This window comes from Halomonas rhizosphaerae (genome assembly GCF_030012485.1).
Lineage (GTDB): Bacteria > Pseudomonadota > Gammaproteobacteria > Pseudomonadales > Halomonadaceae > Halomonas > Halomonas rhizosphaerae.
Genome location: NZ_JASCQQ010000026.1, coordinates 152,614 through 171,585, shown reverse-complemented (window position 1 = coordinate 171,585; position 18,972 = coordinate 152,614). Strand labels below are relative to the sequence as shown.

At 65.4% G+C, this 18,972-nt stretch carries 12 protein-coding genes; 6 read left to right on the top strand and 6 right to left on the bottom strand.

Annotated features, from left to right (window positions below; translation table 11 throughout):
* Nucleotides 1–98: 98 nt before the first annotated feature.
* Nucleotides 99–629, top strand: coding sequence for an outer membrane beta-barrel protein (locus QLQ86_RS11200; RefSeq protein ID WP_282816988.1), 531 nt, complete (start codon nt 99–101; stop codon nt 627–629).
* Between the two features lie 563 nt (nt 630–1,192).
* Entirely contained in the window at nt 1,193–1,699 is a 507-nt protein-coding gene (locus QLQ86_RS11195; RefSeq protein ID WP_282816987.1) for a GNAT family N-acetyltransferase, read from the top strand.
* 123 nt (nt 1,700–1,822) lie between these two features.
* Here QLQ86_RS11195 and QLQ86_RS11190 read toward each other — a convergent pair whose 3' ends face one another.
* A complete protein-coding gene (locus tag QLQ86_RS11190) occupies nt 1,823–2,443 on the bottom strand; it encodes a tyrosine-type recombinase/integrase (RefSeq protein WP_282816986.1) in 621 nt (206 codons plus the stop codon).
* Between the two features lie 110 nt (nt 2,444–2,553).
* Between QLQ86_RS11190 and QLQ86_RS11185 the strand changes: the two genes are divergently transcribed.
* The 3 genes from QLQ86_RS11185 to QLQ86_RS11175 all read left to right on the top strand — a co-directional run bounded on the left by QLQ86_RS11185 (nt 2,554) and on the right by QLQ86_RS11175 (nt 6,136).
* Nucleotides 2,554–3,138: an ion transporter gene (locus tag QLQ86_RS11185; protein ID WP_282816985.1), complete on the top strand. Its 585-nt coding sequence runs from the start codon at nt 2,554–2,556 to the stop codon at nt 3,136–3,138.
* A 925-nt stretch (nt 3,139–4,063) separates the two neighbouring features.
* A complete protein-coding gene (locus tag QLQ86_RS11180; RefSeq protein WP_282816984.1) occupies nt 4,064–5,464 on the top strand; it encodes a selenium-binding protein SBP56-related protein in 1,401 nt (466 codons plus the stop codon).
* Nucleotides 5,465–6,136 (top strand): hypothetical protein, encoded by a 672-nt coding sequence (locus QLQ86_RS11175; protein ID WP_282816983.1) that lies wholly within the window; start codon nt 5,465–5,467, stop codon nt 6,134–6,136.
* A gap of 231 nt (nt 6,137–6,367) precedes the next feature.
* Here the strand turns inward: QLQ86_RS11175 and QLQ86_RS11170 are convergent, their stop codons facing one another.
* Nucleotides 6,368–7,561: a GGDEF domain-containing protein gene (locus QLQ86_RS11170; RefSeq protein ID WP_282816982.1), complete on the bottom strand. Its 1,194-nt coding sequence runs from the start codon at nt 7,559–7,561 to the stop codon at nt 6,368–6,370.
* Between the two features lie 186 nt (nt 7,562–7,747).
* Nucleotides 7,748–8,764, bottom strand: a complete 1,017-nt coding sequence (locus QLQ86_RS11165; protein ID WP_282816981.1) for a TauD/TfdA dioxygenase family protein — start codon at nt 8,762–8,764, stop codon at nt 7,748–7,750.
* Between the two features lie 121 nt (nt 8,765–8,885).
* On the opposite strand from QLQ86_RS11165, the gene QLQ86_RS11160 reads away from it, so the two are divergent.
* Nucleotides 8,886–9,041: a hypothetical protein gene (locus QLQ86_RS11160; RefSeq protein ID WP_282816980.1), complete on the top strand. Its 156-nt coding sequence runs from the start codon at nt 8,886–8,888 to the stop codon at nt 9,039–9,041.
* Here QLQ86_RS11160 and recD read toward each other — a convergent pair.
* Genes recD through recC form a run of 3 tightly spaced genes read right to left on the bottom strand, consistent with a single transcriptional unit; the run spans nt 9,030 to nt 18,968 of the window.
* Nucleotides 9,030–11,246: an exodeoxyribonuclease V subunit alpha gene (recD, locus tag QLQ86_RS11155; protein WP_282816979.1), complete on the bottom strand. Its 2,217-nt coding sequence runs from the start codon at nt 11,244–11,246 to the stop codon at nt 9,030–9,032. The two genes, QLQ86_RS11160 and recD, sit on opposite strands and share 12 nt — an antisense overlap.
* Entirely contained in the window at nt 11,239–15,276 is a 4,038-nt protein-coding gene (gene recB, locus QLQ86_RS11150) for an exodeoxyribonuclease V subunit beta (protein WP_282816978.1), read from the bottom strand. The genes recD and recB overlap by 8 nt, the downstream gene beginning before the upstream one ends.
* Nucleotides 15,273–18,968, bottom strand: coding sequence for an exodeoxyribonuclease V subunit gamma (gene recC, locus QLQ86_RS11145; protein ID WP_282816977.1), 3,696 nt, complete (start codon nt 18,966–18,968; stop codon nt 15,273–15,275). The genes recB and recC overlap by 4 nt, the downstream gene beginning before the upstream one ends.
* Between the last annotated feature and the right edge of the window lie 4 nt (nt 18,969–18,972).

Here is an 18,972-nt window from a genome sequence, read left to right as displayed (position 1 = left end):
TAGAGGGGAAGGTCAGTCGAATTACACTATACTGTTGCACAGCAGGTATAAAAGGTTTGTCCGGATGATTCTTGCGGGGCTGCTATTAGGAGCAGGTCATGAACAAAACGAAAATCATTGGTGCCATTTTGTTGACGCTGGGTCTGACGGGCAATGCCCTCGCAGAGAATGGCTTCTATGGTGGAGCGGGCATCGGGCAGGCAACCATCGATGCGTGCGATGGTGTCACCAATTGCGACGATAAGGACACCAGCTGGAAGATCTTCGGCGGTTGGGAGATGAATTCGAATATCGCCTTCGAGGCCGCCTGGGTAGATTTTGGTGAGATCAGTGGATCCGAAGACGATTCGGCAGTCAGCGCCGAAGCGGACGGCTGGACGCTCGCTGCGAAAGGCATTCTGCCGCTCAACGAGCAGTTCGGCGTGTTCGGCAAGTTCGGAATGATTATGTGGGATGTTAAAGGGGGCGGTGCTGCTTCCGGCATTAACGACGATGGCACCGACCTCATGTATGGCCTCGGCGGTCAATATATGTTCACTGACCAGCTCGGTATTGTCGGTGAGTGGGAGTGGTATGATATTGACAATGACATTGATCTGTTTTCCATCGGTGCATTGTTCAAGTTCTAAACTGCTCGATCACGCACCGAATAGGAGGGGGAGTTGCCTCCCCCGTCCTCTCACACCACCGGGCAAGATTGACATCTGAAATCAGCACCTGTCATTTCCGACGCCGGGTTCTGGGACACTTCTACTGTCGCCTTATCACGCAATGCAGTCGGCAGCCATTGATCAAACACTTCCAGAATGAAGTAGCTGGCTCGTCCACGTAGGACTGGCCGCAACCCTTCGATTAACCGTGGAATTTGACTCCCCTTCCCACGCTTCAGAATTTCACGGGCACACGACATCAATCCTGACAGAGGGGGCTTGGCAACCTTGCTGTTTTCCTACATGTACTGAATGAAGTAGGCGAGCTTCTCGTGGAGGAGTGATTTTCCTAATTGCTCTTTAAGTCGGCACGTCCTTACGACGCCCGATAGCTCAAGCGTTATATTAGATTTGATCAATCGTCCGCTTCTGGGCGGTTGCAGAATATCAGTCTATGCATGTATGGTCAATATAGACTGTTGGCGACCCAAAGCGGCCTTCCCAGGAAGTTCTGAACTCTTAGCCCCAAGAGAGAATGTGCGATGAACCTGGTTGTCCGTCAGGAGTTATCTTCAGATGCTGCGGCCGTCCACGACCTAACGCGCGCTGCATTCCGCAACGCACCGCACACGGCGCATACCGAACAGTTCATTGTTGATGCCCTGCGTAAGGTTGGTGCCCTTGCCATCTCGCTCGTGGCTGAGCAGGAGGGAGAAGTCGTAGGCCATGTGGCGGTATCGCCGGTTTCGATCTCGGATGGTTCTGAGGGCTGGTATGGGCTCGGCCCAATCTCGGTCAAGCCGGAACTTCAAAGAAAAGGCATCGGCAGTCTTCTCATGCAGAGTGCTCTGCGTCTATTGCAGGAGCAGGGCGCGGCGGGCTGTGTATTGGTGGGAGATCCAGCGTATTACTCACGTTTCGGCTTCAAGCCTGAATCCAGCTTGATACTTTCTGATGTGCCACCGGAGTATTTTCAGGCATTGTCGTTTGGACCATCGTTCCCCAGCGGAGTGGTCACGTTCCATGAGGCGTTTGGTGCTCGGGACTAACAACGGTGTGGAGCCTACGTGGCAAAGCAGCGCAGCTCACCCAGGGCGTTATATAAGAATGTGGCAAAAGACTGCTTCTGGCCGAATAGCGACGACCAAAAATTAGGTCGTCGCTATTCTTTCTTATACTTCAGTTTTCTCGGACATTTCTAATGCATCATCTACCTCAATGCCAAGGTATCGAACAGTGCTTTCAAGCTTCGTATGGCCCAATAACAGCTGAACTGCTCTCAGATTTTTTGTTCGGCGGTAGATTAGAGTTGCTTTAGTTCGTCGAAGAGTGTGAGTGCCATAGGCTGATGGGTCCAGCCCGATAGAGGTTACCCAGCTTTTAACAATCCGGGCGTACTGTCGCGTAGACAGGTGATCTATCCTGCTCGAACGGCTTGGGAATAGGTAGTCCTCGTTTCGAAGCTTGGCACGTAGAATCCATGTTTTTAGAGCATTGTGAGTTTGATCGGTTATCTCAAACTGTACCGGTCTCTTCGTCTTCTTCTGCATTATAGTGGCTCTTGACGATATATGGTCACCATGGGTCACATCTCGGACACGCAAAGCCACCAAGTCACAGGCGCGTAGTTTGCTATCGATTGCCAGCTCGAAAACCGCCAAGTCTCGTACCTTCTCAGCAAGCTGCAGCCGGACACGAATGGCCCAGATGTCTTTGATGCGAAAAGGTGTTTTCTGACCAACCAGCTTGCCTTTGTTCCATGGTTCGCGGGTATTGGTTTCTGAAACGTTCATGGCATGGACCTCCACGGATGGAATGTATAGGATGGTCCAAAACATGCTCAACGTGTGATGGATTCAGCATTCGACCCTTTGCGGCCATTCAGGGTAGCGGGAGAGACCCGATGCGACTGAAGCTTGGATCTGCGCGTGAAGAGTCGCTCAGCAATTACCTGATCTTTGCGGTCATCATTGCCGCCATACTTACAATACCGCTGACGATTGCATACTGGTTAGAAGTGGAACACCCCCTGATCACTGTCGCCGATTGGCTGATCTGGGCAGTATTTATGGTCGAATATGCTTTCTATATGGCCATCTCGCAAAACCGCTGGCAAACTACAAAAGACAACTGGCTGTCGGTATTGATTATCCTGTTTTCCTTTCCAATGCTGCACGAGATACTCCAGTCCACTCGGCTGGCAAGACTTCTCCGCCCACTGCCACTGCTGCGACAATCGGCGCTGCTCCGACAGATTGAATTATTCCGCCTGTCCAGCGTCCGCAACGCCGGCAGTAATGCAGCGATGACAGCGGCCAAGGACAAGCTGGGGAAGGAACACTGGGCTGTCCGCTTCATCGTTCGCGTCGAGTACTATCGATCACGCATTGTCACGGCCCTGCTGAAATTACTGCCATTTATAAAGTCCAGCACCATTCGCAAGCGGCGTCGAGAGGAGCGATCAAAGCACCAAGACTTGAGCGAATAGCCGGCTAACTTTCCGATGGGTCAATATCGCGCTCATCCTCATTCTGGAGTCTCTGCAATAGACTGCCTGACTCGCCAGATAAGGCCAGATATAAGCAGAAAATAAGGGACACCTTTCTACTCGATAGGACGACGTTAATTGGTGACTCGTATTCGTCGAACGAGCGCATAAAATATCGCTCGAGTGGTTTCGTCCCTGTTCGCTGACTGGGCCTACGCCGGACAGGATTGCCGCTCCGAATTATATCAGTACTCACTAAAAGACCGCTTCTGGCCGAATGAGTAATGTTAGTCTATGCTGATGAATAGATTTTGGCAGCTGGCAACCCGAAGCGTCCATTTCGGAAAAGGCATCGGGCGTGAGAATTTTGAATATATAGCCTAATATTAATTAATAAATATAGGGATCAATGGCTTGAGATAACCTTGGCAGGCTACATTTGTCGCGCAAACGTGCCCGCACGTTTGCCTAATCATAGAACGCTCCGTCTAGTACTTGTTATGCAGTGGTTACGCGTGATGTGCATGCCACCTACGAGGTGACAGAGGTCTTTTTTCGTCAAGAAGACGCGCAAGTCGACGTCAATGCCGACCTCGACCAGGCAGGCATTGGAATCGAGAATGGACGCGCATTCCGGCGACTGAGCCATGGATACGGGGGCAGCGGAAACGGGGGCAGCGGAAACGGGGTCAGCGGTAGAGAGCGAAAACGGTGTCTACCTTCGGATTGGGCAGGCAGGCGAAGGTGATCGGAGTGTCCTAGACTCGCTGGTATGGCGGGGCCGCCGGCAAGCGTGGCCGTTTTCCGGCGCTGCTCGCCCGCAGCGCCTACAGGCGCACGGCCGCCTCGGTGGAGCGATCCTGGGACTGCGGTGGTCTTGTCAACGACGCAGGTGGATTTCCTGTCCTTTCCAAGGGAGGGCACCATGACTTTTCGACCCGACCCGACATTCCACGCCACGGCGCAGCTGGCCATGCAGGCGCCCGTGGAGAACTATGGCTTCACCGTGATGCTCAGCCCGGACGGCGCGCAACCGGACGCGCTCGCCGTGGTCGATCTGAATCCGGACTCCGACCGCTATGGCACCATCGTGCACACCCTGGCCATGCCCTATACAGGCGACGAGTTCCATCATTTCGGCTGGAACGCCTGTTCCTCGTCGCTGTCGCCGATGTCCGGTCATGCCTTCCTCGAGCGCCGCTACCTGATCGTGCCGGGGATCCGCTCCTCGCGCATCTACGTGATCGACGTGAAAGACCCGCTCGACGCGAAGATCCACAAGATCATCGAGCCCGAAGAGGTTTTCGAGAAGACCGGTTATTCGCGCCCCCACACCGTCCATTGCGGGCCCGAGGGCATCTATGTCTCGACACTCGGTGGCGGCGGCGCGGAGGGCACGGACGGACCGCCCGGCGTCTTCATCATGGATTGCGAGACCTTCGAGATCCTCGGCCGTTACGAGATGGACCGGGGCAAGCAGGACAAGCATTACGATTTCTGGTGGAACCTGCCGCAGGACTACATGGTCAGTTCCGAATGGGGGCTGCCGCCGCAGTTCGAGAATGGCATCGTCGCCGAGGATCTTCTGGCGAACCAGTACGGCCATTCGATCCACTTCTGGGATCTGCGCCGGCGCAAGAATATCCAGACGATGGATTTCGGCGAGAACTACCAGATGGCGCTGGAGATTCGGCCCGCGCACGACCCGAAGAAATCCTACGGTTTTTGCGGCATTGTCGTGGACACCACGAACCTGCAAGGCGCGATCTTCACCTGGTGGCGCGGTGACGATGGCACCTGGCAGTCCAAAAAGACCATCACCATCGATCCGCGCCCCGAGGTGGCGGAAAACCTGCCGCCGCTCCTGCAGGGATTCGAGGCGGTGCCACCGCTGGTCACCGATATCGATCTCAGTCTCGACGACAAGTACCTGTACGTGGCCTGTTGGGGCCTGGGCGAGATGCACCAGTATGACGTGTCGGACCCCATGAACCCGGTCCTGACCGGAAAGGTGGAACTGGGCGGCATCGGCCGTGGCACGCCCCATCCAGGCGGCGGGGCCTTCGCCTTTGGCCCGCAGATGGTCGAGATCAGCCGCGACGGCAAACGGGTCTACTGGACCAACTCGCTCTATTCCTCATGGGACAATCAGTTCTATCCCGGGCAGGAGGGAGGCCAGATGGTCATGGCCCGTGTCGGTGACAATGGCGGTCTGACGCTCGATCCCGATTTCTACGTCGATTTCCCCAAGGGCTATCGCGCCCACCAGATCCGGCTTGAGGGCGGTGATTGCTCGACCGACAGTTTCTGCTATCCCAACCTCTGAATGGGGCTCGACGCGGGCACGGTGACGGCCCTTTGGGGGGCCGTCCTGCTTTCCGGGTTCTATCACGGCGTCAATCCCGGGATGGGGTGGCCGCTTGCCGTATCGTCCAGCTTGATGGACGGGCGGGGCCAGGCCATGGTCAAGGCGCTCGGGGCGCTGGCGGCCGGCCACCTTCTGGCGATGCTGGCGATCCTGCTGCCCTTCTCCATGATGACCGTACTGCTCGATTGGCAGACCGAAATCCGCGTCGGCGCCGCAGCACTGGTGATTGCCGCAGGCGCCTACCTGCTGATCAATCGCCGGCATCCGAGGATTCTTGCCCGGGTGCATCCCTCGCGCCTGGTGCTCTGGTCGTTTCTCGCCGCGATGGCGCACGGTGCCGGCTTGATGCTGCTGCCGATCTACCTGGGCATTTCCGGAACTGAGCAGGGCGAGGCCGGCCACGCGGCCGCGCGCGAACTGATGGGGCGCAACATCGGCTCGGCGTTCGTCGTGGCGCTGGCACATACCGCTGCCATGACGGTGGCCGGCGGCGTGATCGCCGCAGGGACCTATTACTACCTCGGGCTCAGGTTTCTGAAGCGCACATGGTTCAACCTCGATCTGGTCTGGGCGTTGAGCCTGATCCTCGTCGGCCTCTCGGGGCTGTATCTGGCCATCAACGGGCACTGACGCAGGCGCGGACCCGATCTCGGACCGAGCTGTTTGCCAGGCTGTTTGGTGGTGTGTGACGTAGGCTTCGCAACGGTTCGCGGCGACTGTCGAGGGGGCGATATCGCCGACGTCGGCCTCGGCCGTGACCAACGCTCTGCCCTCAGCAGTGCTCCTTGCGGGAGAAGGGGCCACAATAGGGCAATGCCACAGCCTTCACATAGCCTTGCGACTTCTCCGATGGCTACCCCATCACGCCTCGTCTTCCACTTCCTGACTCATCACGACCCGGTTCCTGCCGCCGTGCTTGCCGGCGTATAGGGCCTGGTCCGCCTGGTTTATCAGATCGGCCAAGTCGGTCTCCTCGGCGAGAACCCCGGCGATACCGATGGTGACGGTCAGGCGGTGTTCGGGCATCTCCTCCCTCACCGGCAGCTCGGCGACCTTCCTCTGCAGCCGTTCCGCTACCATTTGCGCGTCCTTCAGGTGAGTGTCCGGCAGGGCGACGATGAATTCCTCGCCCCCGAAACGCCCGATCACGTCCTGGGGCCGGAGGGATCGCTTGCAGGTTTCCGCGATCGCGGCCAGCACCCGATCGCCCTGGCTGTGCCCCCAGGTATCGTTGATGGCCTTGAAGTGGTCCACGTCTATCATCATCAGGCTGAAGGGCGCTTGTTCATGCCGCGAGCGCCGAAGCAGCGCCTCAGCTCGCGTCATGAAGTGGCTGCGGGAGTCGAGGTCCGTCAGCGCATCCCGTTCGGCGACCCTGCGCAGCTGGGCTTCCAGCGATTTGCGGTGAGAGATTTCCTCGACCAGCTGGTGGTTCTGGACACGCTCTTCCTGCAGGAGCGCGAACTGCTTTCGCTGCAGCTTTTCCAGGCGCAGCAGGGCAAAGAAGCCCACGGCGTTGGTCATGATCAGCAGCAGCGATATGCGCAGTGCCACCACGGCAGGAGTGTCCGCCACCATCACCGCTGAGGCCAGGAAGCCCAGGCTCAGGTAGAGGCTGGCGATGGCCACGACGGGCAGCAGGTTGGGGATCAGCAGGTAGAACGCCATGGTGGCCACCGCCACCGCGGTGACCTGGGTGGGGAGGCTCTCGGGGCGCAGGGGAACGATCAGGATGATGGCCGTCGCCAGTATCCAGAGGGGCAGGGCGTGCAGCCACACCCTGCGGTTATAGTCGCCGACGCGTCCGATGACGAAGGCCAGCACCAGGCAGGAGGCCACCACCATCAGGCGCATGGCGAGCAGCAGATAGAGCTCCGTGCTGACGCCGGTGTAGTGGTAGTCGGAGATGGCAAACATGCCGAAGACCAGGGCCGCCACGCAGAGCGCCAGGCCGGACTCGAGGCGAACCCTGGGCGCGATGTCCTGGCGATACAGCGCTTCCCTGCCTGGCTCGAGAAACTGACCGGTCAGCCGGCTCAGACGTTGGCTTGTCATGGGTGACGACAACGGCCGACTCTCCCCGTCCAGTAGTTATAGAAGACTTCACCGTTCTGGCGTTCGGGGTGAGCATCCCTCCTGCCGGCACATTGTAATATAAGCGTTTCTAGATGACGGGAAAACGGGCGGGTGCCAACGCTCATCCGGCTCGTGGCCCGCTGACCCGTTGCGCCACCGCGTCGTTCAGTTCTGCATGGGAATGCCATCTTCCCATCGAAAGCCGATACCGCCGCCTTTCCAGACCCCTTCGCCTAATGGATTGGGCCCCTGAATATCGACGTGTTGCGGCAGCCCGAATCCCGGCGCCAGGTCTTGCACGCCGCGAACGGTGCTGCGGTGCATGATCCGCAAGCCCTGCTCCTCGACCGGCAAATGGGCCTCGGGCGCCGCCCGATGCGCAACGGCGAGGTTGTCGATGAATACGCAGTCGTTTTCCTGATACTCGTAGGCGGTGGCGTATCCATCCTCCAGCCCGGCATTCAGGATGTCGTTGTATTCATGACAGAGCCGTTTCATTTCGTCGGCATTCAACAGGCGAAAGGCATCTTCATCGGGTAGCTTTTCAATCACCGCCCCTGTCATGCCCAGATGCAACCAGATGCACTTGCGACCGGATATGGGATGCTCATGCACCACGGGGTGAACGACGCCCGACGCGGAGTTCACCGAGGAAAGACGGCTCCAGTACTCCTTTCGATCCTCCGGGAGAGCATCATAGGCGGCACCCTGATGGGCGAAGTATGTCCCTCCGCCTTTTTCGGCCGGCCGAATGATGTGGTAGCCCGAGTGTGAAAAGGTGTCTGCGTTGAAGCTGCCATCATTGTGCCATTGCGGTCCCACACCCGGGATCCCGTGACGCTGATCGTTCGACAGGCGGAAGATATGTTGATTGCCGCCAGGCGTCGCCGGATGGACGCCATGAGTGCTGTGCAATTCCCTGCCGCCCCACCAACAGCTGGCCCGGAGAAAATCATCGGCATCCAATGGCTTCTCGTTCTTGAAAACAAGAAACCCGCGGTTCGCCATCTCGTGCTCCAGTGCTTCGAGAATCTCGGGTGGCGGCACGTCCCTGGATGACAAGTCGATGCCCTCTACCTGCGCACCCAGAGGATCCAGCGGGGTGATGGTTCCACCGAATGCCTCGATCGTGGCAACGCGTGACGGATCCAGGGGTGGTAGCGTCGATTGACGGGGTTTCATGCGGGCCTCCTGTGGTTCAGCTCGCTGCAAGAAGGATGAAAGCGCCGCCGAGAGCGTCAGTGCAGCAGGGTGCGCCAGGAAAGCAGCGCCGTCATCCGAGCACAGGATGTATGGGCGGATCATGCTGGCAGAGACAACCCCGTTTTCCAAACGCGGGTCAGGTGTGCCGCAGCGCCTGGCGATGATGCATCAGTGCTTCATCAAGGATCTCCACCGGCCGCTGGCTGAGGACACCGCGCTTGGTGACCTGGTGCTGAATGCAACGTCAGTGAGCTGACGACCTCCCGAGCCCGCTCACCCGCATCACGCGCCTCTCCACCGCCTCCATCAGCTGGCCGCGCCCGGTCTCGACCAGGGTGAGCCAGTGCCTGGCGCGGGTGATGCCGGTGTAGACCAGCTCTCGCGTGAGGATCGGGTTGGGGGCATCGGGGAGCAGCAGGGCGGTGTGGGTGAACTCCGAGCCCTGGGACTTGTGCACCGTCATGGCGTAGACCGTTTCCACCGCCTGCAGGCGGCTGGGCAGCACCCACTTGATCTGGCCGCTGCCGTCCCCGGCGGGGAAGGCCACGCGCAGCGCGGGGCCGCGTTTTGCGCCATCGCTGGAGCTTGTAGGCTGCGGCAGCGCCAGGGTGATGCCGATATCGCCGTTCATCAGCCCCAGGCCATAGTCGTTGCTGGTCACCAGCACCGGGCGGCCGGGGTACCAGAGCCGGCGGCCATCGCCGGTGTCGATCAGCCCCTCCCGCTCCAGTGCGGTGCGGATGCGCTCGTTCAGCCCCTCCACGCCCCAGGGGCCACGGCGCAGGGCGCAGAGCAGCTGGAACTGGCCGTGGGCGGTGAGCACCGCGCGGGCCCAGTCGTCCAGGGCCTCGCGGTCGATCTCGCCATCCGCGCCCGCCTGGGGCGCGGCGGCCTTCATTACCTCCAGGTAGTGGCGATAGCCCACCGGCGGCGGCAGCGGCTGGCCGCGCAGCATGCGGCCCTCGCCTGAATTCGGGAAGCCCGCAGCGTGGCCCGAGGCCACCAGCCGCTCCAGGCTGCGGTCGTGGTCGGCCTCGAGCTTCAGGTGGGAGAGGTCGGCATAGCCGTGGTCGAGAACGCCACGGATAGCTTCGCGCTTCCGCTTGTCGGGTTCATCGCGGTTGACCGCGCCGGCCAGCTGGCCGATGCCGCTCTCGGCATCGAAGCGGTGGCTCACTCGCAGCATGGCGATGGCCTGGTCCAGCGGGGCACCCTCGGCGTCGCGCATCCCCGCGGGCAGCGCCTGGCCGGTGGCCTCGGCGAGCCAGTCGGCGGTCTCGGGCGTGTAGTGGCCGCCCTCGGCCCGCGCGCACAGGTCGCCCAGCACGGAGCCGGCCTCCACGGAGGCGAGCTGGTCCTTGTCGCCCAGCAGCACCAGGCGCCCACGGGGCGGCAGGGCATCGAGCAGGGCGGCCATCATCTCCACGTCGACCATGGAGGCCTCGTCCACCACCAGCACGTCCAGCGGCAGCGGGTGGCGGGCGTTGTGGCGGAAGTGGCGGGTATCGGGCCTTGAACCGAGAAGCCTGTGCAGGGTGGTGACCTTCGTGGGGATGGCGGATCTGAGCCTGCTGACACCGCCATCGCCCAATAAATTGGGCTCCCACAATGGGTTGCTGCCCTCATCCTTCTCGGAGGCAGTCAGCAGTGGGGCCAGGCTATCCAGTTGCAATGAGCTGACCTGCCCGGCGATGGATTCGTTGAGCCGTGCGGCGGCCTTGCCGGTGGGGGCGGCCAGGCGGATGCGCAGCGCTCGCTGCCCGCCACCCAGCGCCAGGGTCTGCAACAGGGCGAGCAGCTTGACCACGGTGGTGGTCTTGCCGGTGCCGGGGCCGCCGGTGATCACTGCGAAGGGCGAGCGGGCGGCCAGCGCGCAGGCGGCCTTCTGCCAGTCCAGGGTGTCGCTGGAGGGGAAGAGGGCGGTGAGGGCCTGGGCCAGGGTGTCGGTGTTGTGGGCGTCGTTGGCGCCGCTCTCCAGCCGGGCGGCGATATGCTGCTGGATCGAGCGCTCGTGCTGCCAGTAGCGGCGCAGGTAGAGCCGGGGGCCGTCGAGCACCAGCGGGGTGTTGCCCGGGCCGTGGCCGACGATCAGCGGGTGAGTGAGCGCTTCCTGCCAGTCGGCCAGCGCAAGCTCGCCGAGCAGCTGGCTGGGCCTAGGCGGCGGGTCCTCCAGGCTGTCGCCTTCCGGCGGCAGCGAGAGCGCCAGGTCCGGTTCGGCCAGGGTGCGTTCGAGATCCAGGCAGACATGGCCGCGGCCGAGCTGATGGCTGGCCAGCGCCGCGGCCAGCAGCAGCGGGGCGGAAGCATCGGGCACCTCCCGGGCCAGGAAGGCGGCGAAGGCGCGGTCCAGGGTCCGCAACCAGCCGCGGGCCACCCAGCGGTCGAGCAGGGCGAACAGTGCCTCGGTATCGTGCAGGGCCTCGGCGGTGGCGGCATGGGCGGTATGCGGGTGGTCACTCATGGCTGGTCTCCGGAGTGGCATCGGCGTCGCGGAACAGGGCGTCCAGCGCCTCGATCAGCTCTCGTGGCGGGCGCTCGCGGTGCACGCCGCGGGAGGGCGCGTGCTGGCCGCGCAGGAAGACATAGAGCGCCCCGCCCAGGTGGCGGTCGATGTCGTAGTCCGGCAGCCGCGACTTGAGCAGGCGGTGCAGGGCCAGCAGGTAGAGACAGTACTGCAGGTCGTAGCGCTTCTCGCGCACCGCCTCCGCCATGGCCGCCTCGGCGTAGGCCTCGTCGTCGCGGCCCAGGTGGTTGGACTTCCAGTCGAGCACGTAGAAGCGACCCTCGTGCTCCACCACCAGGTCGATGAAGCCCTTGAGCATGCCGTTGAGCCGGTCGCGCTCCAGTGCCGGGCGAGCGGCACCGTCCAGTGTGTGAGCGCTCACGAGGGCGTCCAGGCGGGCGGTGTCGACCTTGTGGGCGGCGAACCAGAACTCCAGCTCCACCTGGTAGTGAGCGCTCTCCAGCCGATCCAGGCGCAGCGGCGCCACCGCCCCCTCCGGGGCCTGCGGCACCGGCAGCTCGCTTTCCAGCAGGCCACGCAGCCAGGCCTGCAGCGCCGGGATGCGCTCGCGCCAGCCGCGCAGGTTGGCGCGCCGCGCCAGGGCGTCGTCCAGGCGCTCGGGCTCGGCGGCCAGCCGTGAAAAGCCCTCGTGCCCGGCCCACTCCAGCAGGCCGTGCAGGAAGGTGCCGGCCGCTGGGCCGCGGGGGAAGCGGTGGAGCGAACCGTCACTCGCCTGCTGGGCAGGCTGGGCCGGGTCCTGGGGTTCGTCGCGCATCTCCCGGGCGGTGGCTTCAAGAGCGGTTTCGGGCTCTTCCATGGAAAGCGCGGTCTCGGGCTCTGGCAAGGTCGCTGTTTCGGGCGCTTCCTCCCCCACACCTATGCGCTCGACGCCCAGCCGCAGTGCCGAGTAGCTGGCGATCCACCAGTGCTCCCGGGCGCGGCGGGCGGGGGTGAGTGCCTCGCGCAGCGCCTCACTGCCGGTCTCGATGGGCACCACCAGGGCATCGGGCTCGGGCGCCGGCTCCACCGACAGCTCCGTCTCCTCTGCCCCCTGGGCGAGGGGGAAGAGCGCATCCAGCAGGCCGTCTGTCGAGAGCGGCGAGAGCGGTGCACCGGCGGTGAGCACCTGGCCGATGGCGCTGCGCTCCAGTCCCTTGAGCGGGGCGATGCCCAGCCAGGTGGCATGGCGGGCGCGGGTCAGGGCCACGTAGAGCTTTCGCAGGTCCTCGCCCAGGCGCTCGTCGTCGGCGCGGGCCAGCACCGTCTCGTCGGCCTCCAGCGAGAGGTGGCGCCGGCCCGCCTCGTCGTGCCAGGTGAGCGGCAGGTCCGTGGCCTTCTTCTCGCGGAAGGCGCAGATGAAGGGCAGGAAGACCAGCGGGTACTCCAGCCCCTTGGACTTGTGGATGGTGATCACCTGAACCAGGTCGGCGTCGCTCTCCAGGCGCAGGCGGTGGGTGTCGGCCTGCGCCGGCGGTTGGCTGCGGGCCTCGCTGAGGTGGCGCAGCAGGGCGTGCTCGCCGTCCAGCTCGGCGCTGGCCTGCTGTAGCAGCTCGCCCAGGTGCAGGAGGTCGGTGAGGTGTCGCTCTCCACTGGCGCTCCTGAGCAGCCGGGTGGGCACGGCGAAGTCGGCCAGCAGTCGGTGCAGCATGGGCAGCACGCCCTGGCGCTGCCACTGGCGGTGGTAGGCCCGGAACTGCAGCACGCGCTCCTCCCAGGCCAGCTCGTCGTGCTGCAGGGCGTCGAGATCGTGGAGGCCCATCCCCAGGCTGGGCATGGCCAGTGCCGCATGCAGGCGCCGCTCGCTGTCGGGCTCGGCGCAGGCGGCGAGCCACACCTCCAGCTCCAGGGCCGCGGGCGTCTCGAATACCCCCTCCTTGTCGGAGAGGTAGACGCTCTTGATGCCGCGCTCGAGCAGCGCGCCGCGGATCGCCCTGGCCTCGCCCGCGTTGTTGACCAGCACGGCAAGGTCCGAGGGCTTCAGGGGGCGGAAGGGTTCGCCCGGCGCGCCGAAGCCGGTGCGGCCCTGCTGGCCCTCGCGCAGCAGCTCGGCCATCCGGGTGGCACAGCGCGCGGCCATCTCCTTGAAGTAGGCGCCCTTGCTGAGTCCATCGCTCGGCCCCTCGGTCTCGTCGCCCGGTAGATGCCCGCCCGTCAAATGCCACAGAGTCATGGCCGGCAGCGGCTCGCCATCGCGGGTCAGGGCGTCCTTCCTGCCCTTGGCCACCACGGGTAAAAAAGGTACCGGGTTGTCGCCCTCGGGCGTCTTGAACAGGAAGGCACCGCGGCCGGCGGGGTGGGCCTCGGCGAAGCGGAACACCCGGTTGACGGCTTCCACCATGGCGGTGGCCGAGCGGAAGTTGGTGCTGAGCGTCACGTGGCGCCCGGCGGTGTCGCGTCGCGCCTGCAGGTAGGTGTGGATGTCGGCGCCGCGGAAGGCGTAGATCGCCTGCTTGGGGTCACCGATCAGCAGGACGGCGCTGGGGTCTTCGGGATCCGGCGCCCGGGCCAGCCGGTAGACGTGGTCGAAGAGCCGGTACTGCACCGGGTCGGTGTCCTGGAACTCGTCCACCAGGGCCACCGGGAACTGGCGACGCACGTGGGCCGCCAGCGCCTTGCCGGCGGGGCCCTCGAAGGCGCGGTCGAGGCGCTCGAGCAGGTCGTCGGGGCCGAGCTCGGCGCGGCGCTGCTGCATGCGCTCACGGCGCTCTGCCATCCAGTGCACGGCGTGGGCCAGCAGGTCGGCGTGGGCATCGGGCAGGGCCTCGAGCCGCCCCGGCAGCTCGGCCAGGGCGTGCAGGGCCGGGTGGTCCAGCGGCTCGCCCTGCTGCCAGATTTCGGCGATGCCCTCCGGTGTCAGGCGCTTCCAGGCGGTGTCGGTCAGCGCCGGCGTGGCGAGTTCGGGGTCGTGGGCCCAGTCGCGTAGCGCCCCCAGCCAGCCGGCACGGCTTCGGCTGTTGAGCTTGCGCTGGTCAAAGGCCTTGGCGGCGGCGGCCGTCTCCAGCCGCTCGGCGAGCTCGTCCAGCCAGGCGGACCAGGGCGCCTTGAGCTCGCCCAGTACCCGTGCGCGTTCGGCCTGCATGCTGGCCAGGGCGCCCGCGGGGGGCGGGGCGTCGGGCAGCAGGTCGGCGTCGCCCTGCAGGCGGCGCACGTCCTCGGACAGGGCATCGGGCGTCTCCCAGTAGCGGGTGACCACCGCCAGGGCCTCGGCGTCCAGGGCATAGTAGAAGCTGCGCCAGTAGTCCCGGGCCACCTCGAGCTCGAGCTCCGACTGGTCGAGGTTCATCTCCAGCGAGAAGAGGCTGCCGCTCTCGAAGGCGTGCTCGCGCAGCATGCGGTGGCACCAGGAGTGGATGGTGGAGACCGCGGCCTCGTCCATCCACTCGGCGGCGAGCTGCAGGCGGCGGGCGCAGGCGGGCCAGCGCTCGCGGGGGTAGCTGTCGCGCAGGGCCAGCAGCGGGTCGCTGGAGGGAGCGGAGCCAGCGGAGGAATTATCCACTGAGCCCAAGTTATCCACTGGCGGTTCGTCGAAGAGGTCTCCCGTCGGGCTATCGTTCGAGCTGGACGTGGCAGAGTCGGCGGCAGGCCGAAGAGGAGGTCCTACGCCAGGGATGGCGTCGGTAGCGCCCAGGGAGGGGTTCACAGCGCCTCCTCGATGGTCCGACACTTCGGGGCCTGCCGCCGACGATCCGTCTCCATTCCTTGACGCCAGAAATGCATCCGCCGCCTCCACCAGCCGGGCGCGGATGCGGTCGCGCAGCTCCCGGGTGGCGGCGTTGGTGAAGGTCACCACCAGGATCTCCGGCGGGGTGAGGGCGCGGGGGAAGCTCTCGGCGTCGGCCTCGTCCCGCGGGCCCAGCACCAGGCGCACGTAGAGCAGGGCGATGGTGAAGGTCTTGCCGGTGCCGGCACTGGCCTCGATCAGCCGACTGCCGGTGAGCGGCAGGTGGATCGGGTCCAGGGTCGGGGGCGTCTGGTCCTGTGCGCTCATGCCTGGCCTCCCTTGCCCTTGTCGCCATTCCCCTTGGGGCTCTTCTCCTTCGGCGTCTTCACCGCGCGCAGCAGCGGGGCGTAGAGCCGCTCGGCCAGCACCGCGAAGCCGCCGCCCTCCGAGGACCGCAGCATGACCTCCAGCTCCGGCCACTGGCGCATCAGGTAGGGGTCGCGGCCGCGCTCGCCATGGTCGTTGTTGTAGCCGCTGCCGTGGAAGGCGGTGTCGGCGGCCTTCCAGGCCTTCTCGCTCTCCTCGTCGGCGGCGCCGGCGAGCCAGCGGGTCATGGCCTGGGGGGTGCCGCCCTTCTCCAGCCAGGCGAAGGCGGTGTCACGGGCCAGCGGCAGGGGCGTGACCATGCCGTGTTGCCAGGCCGCGGCGATGTCGGCCAGGTGTGCGCGAGCCTCCTCGGCGGGCAGCGGGGCCAGGGTGCCGCCGCCGGCGCGGGAGAGCAGCCGGGTGGTCATGGGGCCCTCCAGCTGGCCGGCCAGGTGGGCCACCCAGGGGGTGAGCCAGTGTCGCCACTGGTACTTGTTCTTCTTGACCAGGCTGCTGGTGATAAGCAGCACCCGGCAGCGCTCGCCGGCGTCGTTGACGCGCAGCTCGCCCAGCCAGTCCTCCAGTGCCAGGCCCTCGCCCAGCTCCCGTTGCAGGTCCAGCGAGACACCGAGCGGCTCGTCCAGGGCGTGGGGCCACGCCTCGAGCACCTGGCGGTAGTCGGCGAAGAGCGTGTCCATGGGCTCGACGAGATCGTCGCGCATGCGCTCGGCGAAGCCGCCCATGGCCAGGCGGCCCTGGCGCTCGAGGCGCTCCAGGGTGGCCAGCATGGCGGGCTCATGGGGCTCGCCGGCCTCCACCGCCTCGCGACTCGCCTCGATCAGCACGTGCTGCAGCTGCCAGTGGTCGAGGCCATCAAGCCGGAAGGGCTCATGGTCGAGCCGCTCCATGGCCTCCGTTTCCAGATGGACCTTGAGCCGGGTGGTGTAGAAGGCCTGCACCGGCGCCTTGAGGAAGGCGCCCAGCTGGGCCAGCGTCAGCGGGACCTCCTGCCGGAAGGGGGCCATCGGCGGCTCCGCGGCCGGTGCCGGCGCGGGCTCGGCGTCGGGGCGGTGCAGTTCGCGCCACTCGTGGGCGTAAGTGAAAAGGCTGGATCCCTCTCCACCGGTGCCCGATGCCGCACCACGGAAGTACTCGGCGCTGAACGGCTGCAGCGGATGCTCGGTGGTCAGCGCGGCCAGCAGCGCCTTGCCGTCATCGTCGTCATGCCCGGGTGACGCTCTACACGATAAGCGCCAGCCCCGGGCCAGGTGGTCGCGCAGCTGGCCGAGCAGCACCGAGGGCGGCTGCTCCGTGTTGTCGATGATGCTGCGCCCCACCCAGCTGATGCTCAGCCGGTCGCGGGCCGAGAGCAGCGCCTCGAGGAAGAGGTAGCGGTCGTCCTCGCGGCGCGAGCGGTCGCCGGGGCGGTAGTCCTGGGCCATCAGGTCGATGTCCAGCGGGCGCTGGACCCGCGGGTAGTCGGCGTCGTTCATGCCCAGCAGGCAGACGTGGCGGAAGGGGATGGCGCGCATCGGCATCAGGGTGGCAATGTTCACCGCCCCGGCCAGGAAACGCTGGGAGAGGCTCGCCTCGTCCACCTGGGCGAGCCAGTGTTCGCGCACCACCGAGAGCGGCAGGGGCTCGGTGAGCCCGGCCTCCTCGGCACTCTCCTGCCAGGCTTCCAGCGCCTGCTCGAGCCGGGTCAGCGCCATCAGGTCCTGGTCGGAATCGGCCAGGAAGCAGGCCTCCAGCAGGCCGCGCAGCCGCTCGCCCCAGGTGGCCACGTCGCAGGGCCTGGCCAGGGTCTGCCACTGGGCCTCCAGGGTGTCGATCAGGGTGACCAGCGGGCCGGCCAGCGCCGCCTCCAGCCCGCCGATGTCGTCATAGGGCTCGATGCCCTGCCAGTGACCCTCGGTGGCACTGCCCACCGCATAGCCGAGCAGCAGCCGGCGCAGGCCGAAGGCCCAGGTGTTGGCGGTGAGGCCTTCCGGCAGGTCGAGGCTCTGGCGCTGGCGGGCGTCGAGTCCCCAGCGGATGCCGGCGCCCTCGATCCAGCGGCGCAGGGTGGGCAGGTCTGCCTCATTGATGCCGAAGCGCGCGCGGATGGCCGGCACCTCCAGCAGGTCGAGCAGGTCGCTCACCGAGAGACGCAGCTCCGGCAGGCGCAGCAGCGATTCGAGGGCGATCAGTAGCGGCAGGCGGTGGCGGCTGGCCTGGTCGGAGAGGGTGAAGGGGATATGGCGCGGGTCGTCGGGGTCCAGCCGGCCGAACACCGCCTGCACCGCGGCGGCGTACTGGTCGACGTCGGGCACCATCACCAGGATGTCGCGGGGCTTGAGGGTGGGGTCCTCGCTGAAGGCGGCGAGCAGCTGGTCGTGGAGGATCTCCACCTCGCGCAGGGCGCTGTGGGCGACCTGGAAACGCAGCGAGCGGTCGCGGGCCGGGTCCACGGCGGGCCAGGCCTCGCGGGTCTCGGCGAGCGGGCGCAGCTCGAGGATGTCGTCCTGCAGCTGGCGCAGCAGGCTGGGCGCGGCCTGCTCTTCTTCCTGGGATTTCTGGGGCGACTCCCCCAGCGGCGAGTCGAAGAGGTCGATGCGCAGCGCCTCGCCCTCGAAGAGGCCACGGTACGCCTGCTGCTCGTCGAATTCGTCCAGCAGGCGCAGGTAGTCGCGGCCCTGCTTGCCCCAGGCGGCGAGCAGCGGCTGGGCGTGGAGGTGCAGCTCGGTCTCGGCGAGGTCCGCCGGCATGCCGGGGCGGCGCTGCTGGCGGCGGCGCTCGGCGCGCAGCAGGTCCTTGTGCTCGATGATGTCCGCCCAGTAGTGGCGGCAGGGGTTGTGCACGCAGAGCAGCACCTGGCTGACCCGCGCCATGGCGGCCAGCGCCTCCAGGGTCTGGGCCGGCAGCGAGGAGATGCCGAATACCAGCACCCGGCGGGGAAGGCCGGGGGGACGGCTGGCCGGATCGAGCGCCTGGCATGCCTCGAGGAAGCGCTCGTGCACCGCCGCGCGGCTGGAGGCCAGGCCCTCGGGGCCCTGGGCTTGAAGAATGTCATTGCGCAGCGCGCGCCACAGTTCGGCCTGCCAGCCCTGCTCCTCGGCCAGCGGGCGTGCCTCGCCGCGGGCGGTAAGGATCACGTCCTCGCCCGCCGCCCAGGCCGCCAGCCAGTCGGCGCGGTAGACCTGGTACTGGTCGAGGAGGTCGGCCAGGCGCTCGGCCAGCTGGTGACGCTTGCGCAGATCGTCGTCGTCTTCCAGGAAGCGCGCCAGGGGCGCGAAGGTGGGCGAATCGAGCAGGGCGGGCAGCAGGCGCATCAGTCGCCACACCAGCCGCGGCTTGTCGAACGGGGAGACCGGCGGCACCGCGTCTTCTCCCAGCACGGCCCGGTAGGCCTGCCACAGGAAACGCGCCGGCAGGGTCACGTCCAGGGCGGCGGCGATGCCGGTGCCGCCGTTGGCGCGGTCCTCGGCGAGCGCCAGCTTGAGCCACTGGCTGATGCCGTTGCTCTGCACCAGGATCGTCTCGTTCTCCAGCGGCCCCAGCGGGTGGCGGCGCATCCACTCCACCGCCAGGCCGCGCAGCGCCTCCAGGCGATTGCCGTGGATCACCATGAAGCCGGGTTCGAGTTCAGGGCCCTGGAGAGCGGTGAGGGGCATGGCG